The 15409-nt window shown below is 41.7% G+C and carries 16 protein-coding genes; 8 read left to right on the forward strand and 8 right to left on the reverse strand.

The genetic code is table 11. The features are described from left to right. Positions 1–168 precede the first annotated feature (168 nt). Positions 169–729 (forward strand): Uma2 family endonuclease, encoded by a 561-nt coding sequence (locus V7K38_RS26015; protein WP_334862060.1) that lies wholly within the window; start codon positions 169–171, stop codon positions 727–729. A 10-nt stretch (positions 730–739) separates the two neighbouring features. Here V7K38_RS26015 and V7K38_RS26020 read toward each other — a convergent pair whose 3' ends face one another. Then, complete coding sequence (locus V7K38_RS26020) at positions 740–1687, reverse strand: aldo/keto reductase (protein WP_334862062.1); 948 nt, start codon at positions 1685–1687, stop codon at positions 740–742. Positions 1688–1787: 100 nt separating this feature from the next. On the opposite strand from V7K38_RS26020, the gene V7K38_RS26025 reads away from it, so the two are divergent. Beyond that, the gene (locus tag V7K38_RS26025; protein WP_334862064.1) at positions 1788–1973 is read left to right on the forward strand and encodes a hypothetical protein; all 186 of its coding nucleotides are present in this window, start codon (positions 1788–1790) and stop codon (positions 1971–1973) included. 356 nt (positions 1974–2329) lie between these two features. Here the strand turns inward: V7K38_RS26025 and V7K38_RS26030 are convergent, their stop codons facing one another. After that, a complete protein-coding gene (locus V7K38_RS26030; protein WP_334862066.1) occupies positions 2330–2554 on the reverse strand; it encodes a hypothetical protein in 225 nt (74 codons plus the stop codon). Between the two features lie 187 nt (positions 2555–2741). Between V7K38_RS26030 and V7K38_RS26035 the strand changes: the two genes are divergently transcribed. The 3 genes from V7K38_RS26035 (at position 2742) to V7K38_RS26045 (ending at position 4625) form a co-directional block, all read left to right on the forward strand. Then, complete coding sequence (locus V7K38_RS26035; protein WP_334862068.1) at positions 2742–2912, forward strand: hypothetical protein; 171 nt, start codon at positions 2742–2744, stop codon at positions 2910–2912. A gap of 168 nt (positions 2913–3080) precedes the next feature. Continuing rightward, complete coding sequence (locus V7K38_RS26040) at positions 3081–3254, forward strand: hypothetical protein (protein WP_334862070.1); 174 nt, start codon at positions 3081–3083, stop codon at positions 3252–3254. Between the two features lie 603 nt (positions 3255–3857). Beyond that, complete coding sequence (locus tag V7K38_RS26045) at positions 3858–4625, forward strand: phycobilisome rod-core linker polypeptide (RefSeq protein ID WP_334862072.1); 768 nt, start codon at positions 3858–3860, stop codon at positions 4623–4625. Positions 4626–4844: 219 nt separating this feature from the next. Here the strand turns inward: V7K38_RS26045 and V7K38_RS26050 are convergent, their stop codons facing one another. The 5 genes from V7K38_RS26050 to V7K38_RS26070 all read right to left on the reverse strand — a co-directional run bounded on the left by V7K38_RS26050 (position 4845) and on the right by V7K38_RS26070 (position 9102). Continuing rightward, on the reverse strand, positions 4845–5762 hold the full coding sequence (locus V7K38_RS26050) for an RluA family pseudouridine synthase (RefSeq protein WP_334862224.1): 918 nt from the start codon (positions 5760–5762) through the stop codon (positions 4845–4847). 198 nt (positions 5763–5960) lie between these two features. Further along, on the reverse strand, positions 5961–6620 hold the full coding sequence (locus tag V7K38_RS26055) for a Uma2 family endonuclease (RefSeq protein WP_334862074.1): 660 nt from the start codon (positions 6618–6620) through the stop codon (positions 5961–5963). Positions 6621–6708: 88 nt separating this feature from the next. Then, positions 6709–7059, reverse strand: a complete 351-nt coding sequence (locus tag V7K38_RS26060; RefSeq protein ID WP_334862076.1) for a DUF952 domain-containing protein — start codon at positions 7057–7059, stop codon at positions 6709–6711. After that, positions 7056–7484, reverse strand: a complete 429-nt coding sequence (locus tag V7K38_RS26065) for a KGK domain-containing protein (RefSeq protein ID WP_334862078.1) — start codon at positions 7482–7484, stop codon at positions 7056–7058. Before V7K38_RS26065 ends, V7K38_RS26060 begins: the two co-directional genes overlap by 4 nt. A 103-nt stretch (positions 7485–7587) precedes the next feature. Beyond that, the gene (locus tag V7K38_RS26070; protein ID WP_334862080.1) at positions 7588–9102 is read right to left on the reverse strand and encodes a thioredoxin-like domain-containing protein; all 1515 of its coding nucleotides are present in this window, start codon (positions 9100–9102) and stop codon (positions 7588–7590) included. A gap of 227 nt (positions 9103–9329) precedes the next feature. Between V7K38_RS26070 and V7K38_RS26075 the strand changes: the two genes are divergently transcribed. Together V7K38_RS26075 and glsA are read left to right on the forward strand one after the other, a co-directional pair. Then, positions 9330–9992, forward strand: a complete 663-nt coding sequence (locus V7K38_RS26075) for an SIMPL domain-containing protein (RefSeq protein ID WP_334862082.1) — start codon at positions 9330–9332, stop codon at positions 9990–9992. A gap of 34 nt (positions 9993–10026) precedes the next feature. Further along, the gene (gene glsA / locus V7K38_RS26080; protein ID WP_334862084.1) at positions 10027–10941 is read left to right on the forward strand and encodes a glutaminase A; all 915 of its coding nucleotides are present in this window, start codon (positions 10027–10029) and stop codon (positions 10939–10941) included. On the opposite strand, the gene V7K38_RS26085 is transcribed toward glsA, so the two are convergent. After that, complete coding sequence (locus tag V7K38_RS26085; protein ID WP_334862086.1) at positions 10906–12558, reverse strand: hypothetical protein; 1653 nt, start codon at positions 12556–12558, stop codon at positions 10906–10908. The genes glsA and V7K38_RS26085 overlap by 36 nt on opposite strands. Positions 12559–13084: 526 nt before the next feature. Between V7K38_RS26085 and psaA the strand changes: the two genes are divergently transcribed. Beyond that, on the forward strand, positions 13085–15343 hold the full coding sequence (psaA, locus tag V7K38_RS26090) for a photosystem I core protein PsaA (RefSeq protein WP_334862088.1): 2259 nt from the start codon (positions 13085–13087) through the stop codon (positions 15341–15343). Positions 15344–15409: the final 66 nt, after the last annotated feature.

A 15409-nucleotide genomic window follows, 5' to 3' on the forward strand; every position in this document is an offset into this window, starting at 1 on the left:
ATTAACGCGAGTTCAACGGGTGACACAAATCAAAAGACCTCTCCCTGGTTTTACTACGTAAAACCTGTCCCTCTCCGATTCGGAGAGGGACAGACTTGAACTAAAGTTCAAGACAGGGAGAGGTTTGTCGAAGTCACGTTAAATTAAAGATGCATTCTTCGTGGTCTTATGTTCACTATTCCAGACTTAGAGCAACTACAAGCAGAGCATCCAGACTGGCAGATGGAGCTAGTAGACGGAAATATAGTTGTTATGGGGCCATCAGATTATGAGTCAGAAGAAATTGGTGCTGAGTTAGTTAGATTACTTGGCAATTGGGTGCGACCACAGAAGCTAGGACGGGTAACTGGTTCTAGTGCAGGTTTTATATTGCCTACATTAGAAACTGATAATGAAAAACGAAATCTCCGCGCTCCCGATGTGTCTTTTGTTCGTGCTGATAGACTGAAAATAAGCAAGCGCGACTTTGTGGAACTCGTACCTGACTTAATGGTTGAAATAAAATCTAAGTCAGACCGAATTAAACTACTGGTAGAAAAGATTCAGCTATTCTTACAACTCGGATCTATTGTTGGTATCCTAATTGATCCTGATAAATTGACACTCACAGTTTATCGGCTCAACCAAGAACCAATAGTTTTGCAGGATAACGATAAACTGACACTACCAGACTTATTACCAGGTTGGGAGCTAGTAGTGTCAGAAATTTGGCCTCCTGTGTTTGAGTAGTTCAGAAATACTACAGCCAAAGACGACTAACTAGTTCTAACTCTCCAACTTCATCGTCGCTCAATTTCCAGCCCAAAGCACCAGCATTCTGGCGCACTTGTTCGGCTGTCTTAACTCCAGCAATAGGAATAACATTACCCTGAGCAATTAACCAGTTGAGAGCAACTTGAGCGGGGGTGCGATCGTATTTTTCCCCGAAGTTGCGTAACAAAGATATAACTGGGGCAATTTTTTGCAGACCTTCTTTCTTAAATCGTGGGTCTATTTTTCTCGCACCAGTGGGGGTTTCTGCACTATCAATACTGTACTTACCTGTAAGTAATCCCTGAGCTAAAGGACTATATGCCAAAATAGTCACACCCAACTCACGCGCAGTTGTGATGATACCTTTGCTTTCAACTTGGCGACTTAGTAAAGAGTAACGGACTTGGTTTACAGCCAAAGGCACTCCACGAGCCGCCAATATTTGATGTGCGTCTCGCATTTGCTCTGCAGAGTAATTACTTACACCGACTGTAGTAATTCTCCCCCGCTTCACTTCATCCGCTAGGGCATTCATCAAAGTTTCTTGACTTAAAAAGAAAGCAAAAGGCCAATGCACTTGATACAAGGTAATTCGCTCTAATTGCAAACGTTTGAGGCTTGCTGTTAAAGCATCAGAGACAGATTGACCTGTAAATCGCCACGGTAGAGGGCCAAATTTCGTGGCGATTTGTACAGGTTGTTGTGTCTGTTGGAGAAATTGCCCCAAAAATTTCTCTGATAGTCCCATTCCGTAGACTTCGGCAGTATCAAAGAAGGTAATACCAGCTTCTAAGGCTGCTGTAAAGGCTTCTTGTAACTGTTCTGGGCCGTAGCGATCGCCATAATTCCAAAATAGTTTATCACCCCAAGCCCAAGTGCCTATGCACAAAGGTGTAACAACTGGGCCATTTTGCCCCAATGTGATGTTTTCCACGGTTGCAAAATTTAATTTATTTACATTTCTTTACTCTTATAGTCTATCGTTACAGCCAAAATTGGGTGTGGGGCATTGGACACCATAGCTCAAGCTGATAATGTTTCAACTGATCGAAGCATCTGTAGGAGCATTTTCTACAATTCCTGCCAGCGATAGTAGCCTTGAACCATTTTTGGGGCGTAACTTTTCCGCCAGTGCTGACTATACAACACTAGATGGGTTTTGCTCTGAGCGATCTTTTAAGTATTGGTCAAGTTGTGGACACAACTCATCAGGAATATAGAGTGTGCGTTTCATTTTATTAGCCTTTGGAGGTACAACACTAGTTGTACCTCGATTGTACTTGCTGGGGTGCGATCGCCTACCTCTTAAAATTCGGTTTCAGTAACGACGTAAGCTGTTACGCAGCTAAATTTAACAAACAGCATTACCTTTATGTTTAATTTTGCGCTCCCATTTAATTAGGACTTACGCAAAATATATATCAAACTCTGATTTCTCCGTGTCCTCTGCGCCTCTGCGGTTTGTTATTCCGTAACTCTTGCGTAAGTCTTATTAATAATAAACTTCTACGCAGCTTAAGAATTGAGGGAGGCTAATAACCTCCCTTTTATGATGGTTGAGTGTATTTAATTTTATTTATGAATTAGATGATTTCTCCTGCTTGGCTTTTTTGATTAATTCCATATAGACATTAATCTCACTAATTTCTAAATCATGCTCAACTCTGGTTACTTTCCATCTCTCCTTTTTTAAGTAAACTTCCTCTCCTACTCTGGGAGTAAATTGGAGATCGTAGAACTTCTTGAGAAAATCTTTTTGATTTTCTTCCCATAATATTACTTTGACTACTTCTTTGTTCATTGCTTATGCCTATTTTGTTACTAGATGAAGGTAAGTAATTTGATGACATACATACGTCAAGTTTATCTTACTAATTAAATGTAATAGCGTAGTGAAAACCACACATTGATATTTTTATGTGGCTTTATTGTGCGATAGAATCTCAAAAAAGCCAAGCTGGAAGATGAATTGATGGAGGTAATTTGCAATGCCGAAGAATAAATCAGCAATTCTTGAAGCCGTTCACGAAACGGCTACGGGGCTGCACAAAGCTGGACTGATGGATCAGACTTTGCATGAATTCGACCGTCTGTGCCTGTCTCCGATTGAACCGCTAGAACCTAAGCAAATTAAAGAAATACGCATCGCTATTTTTTAGCTAGTTCCTGCTCAATGTTGTGATAAGTCTTTGTTCAAGCTTTTTGATTTTTATATGGTTAACCTTGAACAGGGAAATATTTGTAGTCAGAGAATGTCGGCTAAAGATGCTTTAACCGACACCCAGAAATATTGGTGAATTGAAAACCGACTCCATTGGCTTCGCTATGTGACTTTTTCAGAAGACTTTCTACTGCGAAGAGGTGGTAATGCTCCAGTTAACTGGGCAATCTTAGATAATTTTTTCACCACTCTTGCCAGATTTCTTGGTTTTCGCACTATCCCTCAAGCTCAACGTGCTTTAGCTAATCAAATCCAAAAGGTTTTTTCTTTCTTTGTATGAAACCACCCTGGGGGAGGCAGAGGAGCAGAGGGAGAACTATTGAACCATAGCTAATGCCCAATCCCCAATTCCCAATCCCCAATCCCCGTTAATTTCTTTTATTAAATGTTAAAAATTATTACTTCAGCTAAAAAAAGTGAAACTTAATCTTCTAATCTAAAATATGTGAACAAAACTTTTTAATCATTTGTAGTTATTAAGCTTGGAAGATGCACTAAGTTGCATTACTTTTACAGCACTTGCTCCTGCTATGAGGTACACATACTTGGGATGCTATTAGTAGTCTGTCAAGCTAGTAATGAAAAGTTTGTAGTAAGCACAAAACGTGCTTATAAAATCAGGACTTCATTCCTGACTACGAACTTTCTTATCCCAGATCAACGATAATTCGATCAATTAGTGTACCTGATAACTTCGGTAAGTGCTGTATTGATTCACTACGGGTTGAATCGATCGCGATTAATCGTTTTTCCTAACAAATACTGAAATCACCCTTAGTTAAGTTTCGTGAAATTTTATCAGAATCTGAGGTTCTGATACAACTACTCCCTTAATATATGATTTAAAGTTGTTAACTTTAATTAAGAACATGGAGGCTTTAAAATGGCAATTCCTCTGTTAGAGTATGAACCTTCAAGTCAAAACCAGCGTGTAGCTGGATATGAAGTACCTGGTGATGAACAGCCAAGGATTTTTACTACAGACAATATCCTGTCTCCATCAGATTTAGGCGATCTGATTGAAGCAGCATATCGTCAACTTTTCTTTTATGCTTTTGCTGCCGATCGCGAAACATATTTAGAGTCTCAACTCCGTAATGGACAAATTACAGTGCGGGACTTTGTTCGTGGATTGGTGCTTTCCGATACCTTTAAGAGAAGCTTTTACGACCTCAACAATAACTATCGCTTTGTTGAGCAAGTAATTCAGCGTGTTCTAGGACGCGATCCATACAACGAGCGGGAAAAAATCGCTTGGTCAATTGTGGTCGCTACTAAAGGTATTAGAGGCTTTGTTGATGAAGTTCTCAACACTGAAGAATACCTAAGCAATTTTGGATATTCCACAGTGCCTTATCAACGCCGTCGAATACTGCCATCTCAATCTGCGGGTGAGTTGCCATTTAACATCAAATCTCCGCGATACGAAGATTACCACCGTGCTAAACTGGGTTTCCCCCAAATCATTTGGCAGGTCGAAGTACGCAGATTCCTTCCACAAGAGCGAAAGCCCAAGGCTGGCGATCCAGCTCTATTTTTGTCTATGGCACAAAGTGTCAATGCAACAGGCAATACACCACAAAGAATCTCGTCATTCAACATCGATATCGAAAAGTCTGTACCTTATCGCCAGTTAGCTGGAATTAAGTAACGATTTTTAGTCAGAGGCTGTCTAGTACATCGCTTTGATTATTTTATAGCGTGCATGAGTCTTGGGTTATGTAGGAGTTTCATTTAGGTATAACTAGTGGAACAGACTCTATCCCATGTCTAATGCACGCTAGTTGTTAATGGGCATGGGGCATGGGGCATGGTTTTTTGTTAATGCCCAATGTCTGTAAAATAGCGTTATTTTTAGGCGTGGGATGAACTAAAGTGTAGTTCGTCTTTTTAACATCTCTAAAAGTTTTGTAAATTGGGTGGGAGGAGTAGCTGTCACCTCAATCATCTCGCCAGATATGGGATGCTGCAATTTTAGGCGCCAAGCATGGAGTGCTTGACCGGTCAAATTTACGCCCACTGAATGACCAGAACTATAAACTGGATCGCCGACAATAGGATGACCCATTTTGGCGCTGTGGACGCGGATTTGATGGGTGCGTCCAGTTTCTAGTTGGAAGCGGATTAATGTATAGTTACCGAGGCGTTCTAGTACTTGCCAATGAGTGACGGCAGTTCGTCCGCCTTGTTCAACAGGCATAATAGCCATTTTCTTGCGGTCTTGTGGATGGCGACCAATAGGTAAGTCAATTGTGCCATTTTCAAGTTTTGGCGCACCGTAAACCACACCCAAGTATTCTCTGCGTGCGGTTTTAGCTTTGAGTTGGGCTTGTAGGTGATGATGGGCAACTTCTGTTTTTGCGATCGCGATCGCACCCGTTGTATCCTTATCCAATCGATGGACGATTCCCGGTCGTTGAACTCCGCCAATTCCTGGTAAATTGGGACAGTGAGCTAACAAAGCATTTACTAGTGTGCCATCTGGATGACCGGGTGCAGGATGGACAACTAAGCCTGCGGGTTTGTTGAGAATAAGTAATTGGTCATCTTCGTAGAGAATATCTAAAGGGATATCTTCTGCTAACAGTTCTAGGGGTTGTGCTTCTGGTATTTCAAGAGTGATGCGATCGCCTAGCTTGACATTGATCTTCTTAGATGTGCAAACTTTATCATTAAGTTGGACATTACCCTGTTCGATTAACTGTTGAATGCGCGAACGGGATAAATCTGGTAATTCTTGGGAAAGGAAACGGTCAATGCGATCGCCTTTAGTGTCGGTGCAGTGTATCGTATTACTGGAAGGAAGTAAGCTAAGTGCTGCATCCTCTATATCAGAAGAGAAGCGTTCACCCTTGGCGTTGGTGCTGCGATCGCTATTTTCTTGGATTTGTAAATTAAATTCGGTCACAATTGCTCTAGATTATTTATTCCCCGTTCTTTAAGTAAAGCGCGGAATTCCTTAGACTTGTTTATATAGCCGCGAATTTTATTTACCCTGACTATCTTCTATCTGTTCTCTTACCCATTGTCGAAACCCTTTAAGTGCTGAACTCATTCCTGTGGTTCGCGCTATTTCTACAAATTGGGGAATTAGTTCAATGATAGGAAATTTAGGAAATGTGGCGCTTGTGAGAGACTTTACATATTGCTCACCTTGCAGCAAGCTAATTTCTAAATTTTTGTTTTCATATCGCCAAATTTCAGGCACTCTCAAAGCCTGATATGCACTAATTTGAGTTTTAGAGGTGACATCAATTTCAATCGCCAAATCAGGAGGAGGATCAATTGTTAAGTCAATCTTGTCTTTTCCGATCATTAGCTGATAGTTTTGAATATAAAAACAATCATCAGGTTCAATACCCGCACTTGTATCTTTTCGCTTAAAAGTGGTTGAACCTAAAGATTCCCAATTTCGCTCGAGTTCATCTAGCAAAGCTTTCACTAAGTCTCCAATAATTACCTTAGCTCGTTCATGTTCTGGTAATGGAGCCATAATTTCTAGCGTTCCTTTGCTGTATGCTACTCGACTCGCGCGATGTTCTCCTAACTCGTTGAGGATTGCTTCAAATACTTGCCAACTCACATCTTCCAGGATTATTCTTTGCCCTGCGGGAACTCGAATTTGTCTGAGTTGAAGAGTAACCATCTGATATCATTTGTTAAATAATTTTATTATGAATCAAACCCTTGATCTCTTATCTCTTTCTCCGCGTTCTCTGCGCCTCTGCGGTTCGTTATTCTAAATCTATAACTTCTTGCGGCAACTCAAATAAACCATCTTCCCCAGCCTCAAAATCAATCACTTTATACACAGCATCAATATTTAACTCACCATAAATATGAGGAAATAATTCGCCAATTTCAGCCTCCTCATAACGAATTTCCGCTTGAACTTTCTCAAAATCAATAAACAGTATTACCAATTCTTTTTGGTTATTAAAAAATCTCTCTGCAACTTTGAGTATTTGCGTTGATTGTGAACAATGTATAAAACCTTCACTCTCTAGCGAATCAGCGCGATAGCTACCGAGTATTTTCGCGTCTTCCCATTGTTGGCGTTTGGTAATGTGGAGGATAGTATTCATGTTATTTCTGCTTGTATCATTTTACGGATATCATCTAAAGGTGATTCAGGTTCATCTTGTTCATAAGGACAAAATTTAAGACAAAATTTATATTTATCTTTGGTTGTACTTGATATGTATATTTGAATTTCCAGTTTACCTTTCTGCCAGCCTGTACCTTTAATTTTAAGTATCTGGCAATCTGTAACCAAATTAAATTTAATTTCATCTATTTTGATAGTTTCTTGATTAAAAGCTAGTTGCTGGAAAAATGCAGAAATTGAAGTGATAGCTTTTTGAGTTGAGAAATCATAAGCACCATGATTTTCCCACTTGCTGCAAATCTGTTGCCGAACTAACTCCTTTAATCTGCTAACTTTAAAAGTATCTGTCTGCAAGAGTACAACATCATCATCACAGTCTAGAGTAAAGAATTTATTATTCATATCAATCGAGTCAATTCAGAGCGTAACTAGCTTGGTAATTTAAGCTTACTCCCAGCTTATTCTGTAATTTTGTTGATATCAAGTTAGTGAAAATACTTAAACACTATGAATCAGGTGGAATACAAACATCTGGCGCACATAACCCAATAAATTTTAGCGTTGTCACCTCAAAGGTATTCAAATCTACGCGGCGGATAGAGTGGTTATTAGTATCAGCAATATATAGATATGAGCCGCTAGCACTTAATCCCGAAGGTTCAAAAAATCGGCTATTCTTACCTTGTCCATCTTGTAAACTCGCAATACCATCTCCTAAAACTGTTTGACAATTGCCACTAGGACTAACTAATTTAATTTTGTGATTGTAGGTATCTGCTACCCACAGAAAATTTTGGACAAATTCAACTCCTAAACAGTGCTGCAAACGGACATCTTCACCCTTTCCATCTACATCGCCAAAACCGAACAAACCGCCACTACCGCAAACGGTTCGCACTTGATAGGGTTCTACAACTCCAACACCACGAATTGAACTAACTTCACTGTCGGCGATATATAATTCTTTTCCATCTGTGGTGATACCGCTAGGTTGAGCAAAAGCAGATTCGGTAAGCGAACCATCAACACAAGCTTCTGCACCAGTACCAGCATAAGTTTTAATGATTTTAGTTTCTAAATCCATTTCCCAGATTTGATGTGGCCCAGCCATTGCAATAAACAAAGTATTCCCCACTTTCACTAAATCCCAAGGGGAATTTAGCGCGGTTTCTAAACCAGCACCACTATGAGGATGAATATTGCGGCTTTGTTCTCCAGTTCCTGCGATCGCTTCCACTACTTGACGCTTCAAATCAACTCGCCGCAGGGTATGATTTTCTGTATCAGCAACATAAAGAATTTGATTTTCTGCATCATAAGCCATTCCTTGTGGTGCAAAAAACTGCGCTTCGTGAAAAGCACCATCGGTTAAGCCAGATTTTCCAGTACCAATCAAATGCAGAATTTCACCATCGAAGCTACTCATAATCAGGCGATGATGTCCAGAGTCAGCAATGAACAAACCCGCTTGGGTAGCTAAGACTTTACCAGGAAAAGCTAGAGGTGTAATTAATGGTTGACGCTGTTTTTCTAAAGTCAAGCTAAGTTCTTGAAAATTAATCGTGCCTTTATCTTGGTGTTGCTGAATCAAGTTTTGAATCAACTCGTCTAAAGCGTCACGGTTTCCTTCTCCAGCTATTTGACCAATTACATAACCTTCTGGATCGATAATTATTAAAGTAGGCCAAGCACGTACAGCATATTCTTCCCAAAGTCGAAAATTGCTGTCAACTATAACCGGGTGTTCAATGTCGTAGCGCAAGATGGCTTGGCGAATATTTTCTGTTTCCTTCTCGTTGTCAAATTTGGCAGAATGAACACCAATAACGGTAAGGCTATCTTTATATTTTTGTTCTAAATATTTGAGGTTTGGCAGGATATGCAAACAATTTATACAGCAGTATGTCCAAAAATCTAAAATTACGACTCTACCCTTGAACTGCTTAAGAGATAAAGGTTTATCGGTATTAAGCCAAGAGTAATTTTGCGGTAATTCAGGCGCTCTAACACGGGGAAGCATAGTAAAAGAGAATTTTCTCAGTTTCCAAAACTGTAACGTTATCAGTTATCAATTGACTAAGTGCCACATTAGAAACACACGAAAATTTTCTGATACGGTTATGTATTATTCTTTGATAAATTTTAAAGTCGATTTTGGTAAAACACTACCACGGTTGCTACCTGCTTTATGTTTGTTGAGTTTGGTAGGTTGTCAAGCGGCTCAAAGCCAAAGCCGAGTTGAACCAAATGTACCATTCCAATCTCAAACACTTGTGGTTTCTGGTTTCTGGAAGAGGTATGGTGGATATTCCCAAAACAAATGCACGAGTTAGTTTAGGCGTTCAGGTACAGGGTGAAACATCTGGACTTGTGCAAGAGGAACTTGTTAAGCGATCGCAAGCAGTGGTTAACTTATTAAAAGCGCGTCAAGATGTAACTAAATTAGAAACAGCTAGTATCACTCTAAATCCTCGCTACAGCCCAAAAGATGGCAACCAAATAATTGGCTATTCTGCAAGTAATCTTGTACACTTCCAAATTCCTCCAGAAAAAATTGGTAGGTTGCTAGATGAAGCGATTAAAACAGGAGCTACGCGAATTGATGGTGTAACATTAGTAGCATCCGATGAGGCAATAGCTGCTGCACAAAAACAGGCAATTGATGCAGCCTCGAAAGATGCTCGTTCTCAAGCAGATGCAGCGCTTGGTGCTTTGCAACTCAAGCAACAGGAAATTCTCAGCATTCAAATTAACGGCGCTCGTCCACCTATGCCAATAGCAATGGAGATGACTGACTTAATGCAGAGAACGGCTTCAATGAATTTAGCTAGCACGCCTGTTGTTGCTGGAGAACAAATAATAGAAACTTTTGTAACTTTACAAGTTCGCTACCAACCCGCTCAACAGTAACTGCTTTATTTAAACTAGAAATGGTTTAACAGCTTTGAAAGGACTTAATAAACTAACTACTAGAGAGTTATCAGTTTGGGTACAACAAGCTAAAATCCAGGCTAAACAGGGACGAGTTATCGATCGCATTCCCCAATTATCTTTAGCAGATCCTGGTTGGTTTGCAGTTCACATCTGCTGTAAATCGGGAAAAACTATCAGCTTTGGTGATACAGCTTGTATTTTCCCGCTAATGAGCGTTATTAAGACATTTTCCCTACTTTATCTGCTAGAACATTTTGGTGTAGAAAGGGTTTTTGGCTGGGTTGGAGTGGAACCATCGGATGCACCTTTCAATTCTTTAGAACAATTAGTTAGCGATCGCGGCCGCCCCCGTAACCCGATGATTAATAGTGGGGCAATCACTCTCGCTGATAAGTTACCAGGAAAGGATGCTAGCCAACGCACTCTTTTACTTTGTCAATGGCTCAACCAATTAGCAGGTTGCCAACTATCTTTAGATGAAGTGATGTTAGCTTCAGTGCGATTAAGACATTCAACAGCTAATCAAGCGATCGCAAACTATCTTGCCGAAACAGGTTATTTAGAAAATCTTGAAGTAGCACTTGACACCTACAATCAAATATGCTGCATATCTGGGCGAGTTGAAGACTTAGCCCTGTTAGGAAAACTCCTAGCTTTTGAAAATAGGTTATTAAAATCACAAAATCGCCGAATTGTCAATGCTGTAATGTCAATTTGTGGACTTTATGAAGCTTCTGCGGAATTTGCAGTCAGAGTTGGTTTACCAATGAAATCAGGGATTGGTGGTGGACTTGTAGCAATAGTACCAGGTGAGGGAGCGATCGCTTGCTACAGTCCTGGGTTAGATAATATCGGAAATCCTGTAGGTGCGATCGCATTTGTTGAAGCTTTAGCGCAAGAGTTGCACTTGAGTGTCTTTAGTTGATTCTGGTTTCTCTGCTTCGGGAGCGCTTATTTTAGGTAACGGCGTTGATTCAGGAGTTGGTATCACCTCTGGCTGTGCTTCTGGTGCAGGAGACTCAATAATCTCTGGCAGCGTGGGTGGCAAACTCGGAGATGGCGCAACCGTTACTTCTGGAGTAGGTGTCTTACTCGTTCGACGCTGAAAAAATCCGCCGAATTTAGATTTTGTTGACTGAGGCGTAACTTTTTCAGGTAACGGCGTTGATTCAGGAGTTGGTTTTACCTCTGGCTGTACGTCTGGTGTTGGCGTAATTATTTCTGGTGCTGGAGGCTCAATAATCTCTGGTAGCGTGGGTGGCAAACTCGGAGATGGCTCAACTGTTGCTTCTGGAATAGGTGTCTTACCAGCCCGACGGTTAAAAAATCCGTCAACTTTAGGTTTGGTTGGCTGAGGCGCAACTTTTTCAGGTAGCGGCGTTGATTCAGGAGTTGGCGTAATTATTTCTGGTAGTGTCGGGGATAAAGTAGGAGATGGTACAGCCGTTGGAACTTCCAACTTTGGTTTTTCTGGTTGTGTTTTGGATTCTTTCGGAACTTCAGTTTCAGGAATGGGCTGTTTTTCTAGCTTCGGTTGTATTTGGGGTGTTTTTTCAACATAAGGCGTAGGTGTGAGTCTATAATTCTGGTCTACAATACCGCGCACTTCATCTGCTGTGAGTTCTCCTCTCACAATTTTCGACAAAGTATCTTTACCCTTTGGCTCGTAGTCAATGACTCGCACTGTGGTATTGAAGACATTTTTGAGAGGATTTCCCTGATTATCGAGAAATTCTAGCTTTACCCAGTTTTTACCAGTTTGGAAGCCTTTAAGATAAACTGCTTGCCAGCGATCGAAAACAAAGCTTTCACCATTAATAGTGACGCGGATGCGCCAATCACTAAATCCTTCGTTAGTGTTTTCCTTGTCAACGAGGTGCAGGGGAGCGTTAGTCAGATAAAAGTCTAGTAAAATTGGCTCTGTCCCGTAGCTACTTTGAGGACGGCTGTAGGTTAACAGGGGTAACTTAGGATCTGGATTATTGTCGTCGGTTTTGGTAAAGACGTGAAATGTTGCTTGGGCATAAGCGCCTTCATTCTTAAAGCTTTCATGCCAAGGACGAGAGGCAAAGACACGCAGAGTATGAGTACCTGGAGACAACTCTGGCAAAACCAAAGGTTGATTCAGATCGTAAACAGGAATATAAGGTTGATTATCCAGAATTACATGGAGATGTGGCCCCAGTTGTAATTGTGGATCTTTAAATATTGGTAGATCCTTAACCTGAAAACTGGCTGTAACTTTGTTGTCTTGAAGAACTTCATCAAATTTTGGAGTCACAATTGTCACTTGTGGCTGATAAACTTCCAAACTTGGACGCAGTGCTTGGATAACAGATGGTGGCGAGACTTCCGAAAATTGCTTTGAAATTTGAGAAATCTGTGGAGGGTTTTCTCTATAACCAGTTGATATTTCCTGGCTATCGGCTTTCTCACCGCAACTAATCAAGCTTAATACCAGCACCAATGTCATTACCCACCTAAGAATCGGGAACCTCTCAGGGAGGAGCTTTTCTAACACCCTTTTCTGCCACGAATTCATGCGTTGCACCCAGTGATAGTCTTCGACAATTGCAGAGATTATTTTCGCTCAAACTGTCCATCTGGCACTATAGCCCAAAAGGTGAAATTTACTTCACATACCCTACTTATTCCAGCAAATTTTAAAATAAGTCATACTTACTACAACTTTTTACTTACGACAATGGAAATATGACACAAATGTTCATAATTAATAGTAGTAAAAGCTGTAAGCCAAGTGCATACAGCAAAATCATCAAACTTGTCAATTGTTATTCTTTGTAAATTAAATGGTTAATCTATTGACTTTTAGACAAAAACTTTGAAGTTAAAAGGCAGATTAGACGGTAATTTCAGCAATATTTGCCGAAGTTTGAATTATTGTTAAAATATCTCCAACAAAGTGTAGGTGAAGACTCTATAATTCAACGAGAAACAACTATCCACATAGGGTCTTCATCGCGGCTTCAGTGAAATTCTGAGTATGCGGTAATGGTTCAGTTTGTGGTATTCATGATTCCTCATTCCTTATCAAGAGAGGAGGTCAAATGACAATAAGTCCTCCAGAGCGAGAGGAAAAAAAGGCAAGAGTAATCGTCGATAACGATCCAGTTCCAACCTCATTCGAGAGATGGGCGCAACCTGGACACTTTGACAGATCCTTAGCCAGAGGTCCCAAAACCACCACATGGATTTGGAACCTGCACGCACTCGCCCATGATTTCGATACACATACAAGCGATTTAGAAGATATATCCCGCAAGATATTCTCAGCCCACTTCGGCCACCTAGCTGTAGTGATGGTTTGGTTGAGCGGAATGATTTTCCACGGCGCGAAGTTTTCTAACTACGAAGCTTGGCTAAGTGACCCGTTAAACGTTAAGCCTAGCGCTCAAGTCGTTTGGCCTATTGTTGGACAAGACATTTTAAACGGTGATGTTGGCGGTGGTTTCCACGGTATTCAAATCACCTCCGGTTTGTTCCAAGTATGGCGTGGTTGGGGGATTACAAACTCCTTCCAACTTTACGTAACTGCGATCGGTGGGTTGGTATTAGCAGGCTTATTCCTATTTGCCGGCTGGTTCCACTACCACAAACGCGCTCCCAAACTGGAATGGTTCCAGAATGTGGAGTCCATGCTGAATCACCACTTGCAAGTATTGCTAGGTTGTGGTTCCTTGGGATGGGCAGGTCACTTAATCCACGTGTCCAATCCGACCAACAAGCTTTTGGATGCAGGTGTTGCTCTCAAAGACATCCCCTTGCCCCATGAGTTCATCTTGAACAAAGACTTGTTGACCGAGTTGTACCCCAGCTTTGCTGCTGGTTTAGCACCTTTCTTCACCTTGAATTGGGGTCAGTATGCTGACTTCCTAACCTTCAAGGGCGGTCTGAACCCAGTAACTGGTGGCTTGTGGATGACTGATATTGCTCATCACCATTTAGCGATCGCAGTTCTATTTATCGTTGCTGGTCATCAGTACCGTACCAACTGGGGTATTGGTCACAGCATTAAAGAGATCCTCGAAAACCACAAAGGCCCTTTCACCGGTGAAGGTCACAAAGGTCTCTACGAAAACCTGACCACATCTTGGCATGCTCAGTTGGCTACTAACCTAGCCTTCTTGGGTTCACTGACCATCATCATCGCGCATCACATGTACGCGATGCCCCCCTATCCATACTTGGCAACTGATTACGCTACGCAGTTGTGCATATTCACACACCACATGTGGATCGGTGGCTTCTTGATCGTTGGTGGAGCGGCTCACGCTGCTATCTTCATGGTGCGGGATTACGATCCAGTTGTGAACCAAAACAACGTACTGGATCGGGTGATTCGTCACCGCGACGCGATTATTTCTCACCTGAACTGGGTGTCTATTTTCCTCGGCTTCCACAGCTTTGGACTTTACATCCATAACGACACAATGCGCGCATTGGGTCGTCCTCAAGACTTGTTCTCTGATACAGGGATTCAATTGCAGCCAGTATTTGCCCAGTGGATACAAAATATCCACACCTTGGCTCCTGGTACAACTGCACCTAATGCCCTAGAACCAGTTAGCTATGCCTTTGGCGGCGGTATTTTGGCTGTTGGCGGTAAAGTGGCGATGATGCCCATTGCGTTGGGTACAGCCGACTTCCTAATTCACCACATTCACGCCTTCACCATTCACGTCACCGTCCTAATTCTGCTCAAAGGTGTGCTGTACGCCCGTAGCTCTCGTCTGATTCCAGACAAAGCTAACCTGGGCTTCCGCTTCCCTTGCGACGGGCCTGGTCGTGGCGGTACTTGCCAAGTGTCTGGTTGGGATCACGTATTCCTCGGACTATTCTGGATGTACAACTCGATATCAATTGTAATTTTCCACTTCAGCTGGAAGATGCAATCAGATGTTTGGGGAACCGTAGATGCAGATGGTACCGTGACTCACATCACTGGTGGTAACTTTGCCCAAAGTGCTATTACCATTAACGGTTGGTTACGGGACTTCTTGTGGGCACAAGCTACACAAGTCATCAATTCATACGGCAGCGCGTTATCTGCCTATGGTCTACTCTTCTTAGGCGCTCACTTTGTCTGGGCATTCAGCTTGATGTTCCTGTTCAGTGGTCGCGGCTACTGGCAAGAACTGATTGAGTCCATTGTTTGGGCACATAACAAACTGAAGGTAGCTCCAGCAATCCAGCCTCGCGCTCTGAGTATTATTCAGGGTCGAGCTGTCGGGGTAGCTCATTACCTCTTAGGAGGAATTGCCACAACTTGGGCATTCTTCCATGCACACATCCTTTCAGTAGGGTAGCAATCAGTTATTGAGTGCTGGGTGCTGAGTGCTGAGTCAAAACTCAGAACTCAGGACTCAGGACTC

This window comes from Nostoc sp. (genome assembly GCF_036917465.1).
Taxonomy (GTDB): domain Bacteria; phylum Cyanobacteriota; class Cyanobacteriia; order Cyanobacteriales; family Nostocaceae; genus Nostoc.

Coding starts and splice junctions, on each gene's coding strand:
- V7K38_RS26025 (WP_334862064.1), top strand. CDS start 1,788: ATGTTTCAACTGATCGAAGCATCTGTAGGAGCATTTTCTACAATTCCT.
- V7K38_RS26065 (WP_334862078.1), bottom strand. CDS start 7,484: ATGAATAATAAATTCTTTACTCTAGACTGTGATGATGATGTTGTACTC.
- V7K38_RS26085 (WP_334862086.1), bottom strand. CDS start 12,558: ATGAATTCGTGGCAGAAAAGGGTGTTAGAAAAGCTCCTCCCTGAGAGG.
- V7K38_RS26045 (WP_334862072.1), top strand. CDS start 3,858: ATGGCAATTCCTCTGTTAGAGTATGAACCTTCAAGTCAAAACCAGCGT.
- V7K38_RS26070 (WP_334862080.1), bottom strand. CDS start 9,102: ATGCTTCCCCGTGTTAGAGCGCCTGAATTACCGCAAAATTACTCTTGG.
- V7K38_RS26075 (WP_334862082.1), top strand. CDS start 9,330: ATGTACCATTCCAATCTCAAACACTTGTGGTTTCTGGTTTCTGGAAGA.
- V7K38_RS26015 (WP_334862060.1), top strand. CDS start 169: ATGTTCACTATTCCAGACTTAGAGCAACTACAAGCAGAGCATCCAGAC.
- V7K38_RS26060 (WP_334862076.1), bottom strand. CDS start 7,059: ATGAATACTATCCTCCACATTACCAAACGCCAACAATGGGAAGACGCG.
- V7K38_RS26055 (WP_334862074.1), bottom strand. CDS start 6,620: ATGGTTACTCTTCAACTCAGACAAATTCGAGTTCCCGCAGGGCAAAGA.
- V7K38_RS26035 (WP_334862068.1), top strand. CDS start 2,742: ATGCCGAAGAATAAATCAGCAATTCTTGAAGCCGTTCACGAAACGGCT.
- V7K38_RS26030 (WP_334862066.1), bottom strand. CDS start 2,554: ATGAACAAAGAAGTAGTCAAAGTAATATTATGGGAAGAAAATCAAAAA.
- psaA (WP_334862088.1), top strand. CDS start 13,085: ATGACAATAAGTCCTCCAGAGCGAGAGGAAAAAAAGGCAAGAGTAATC.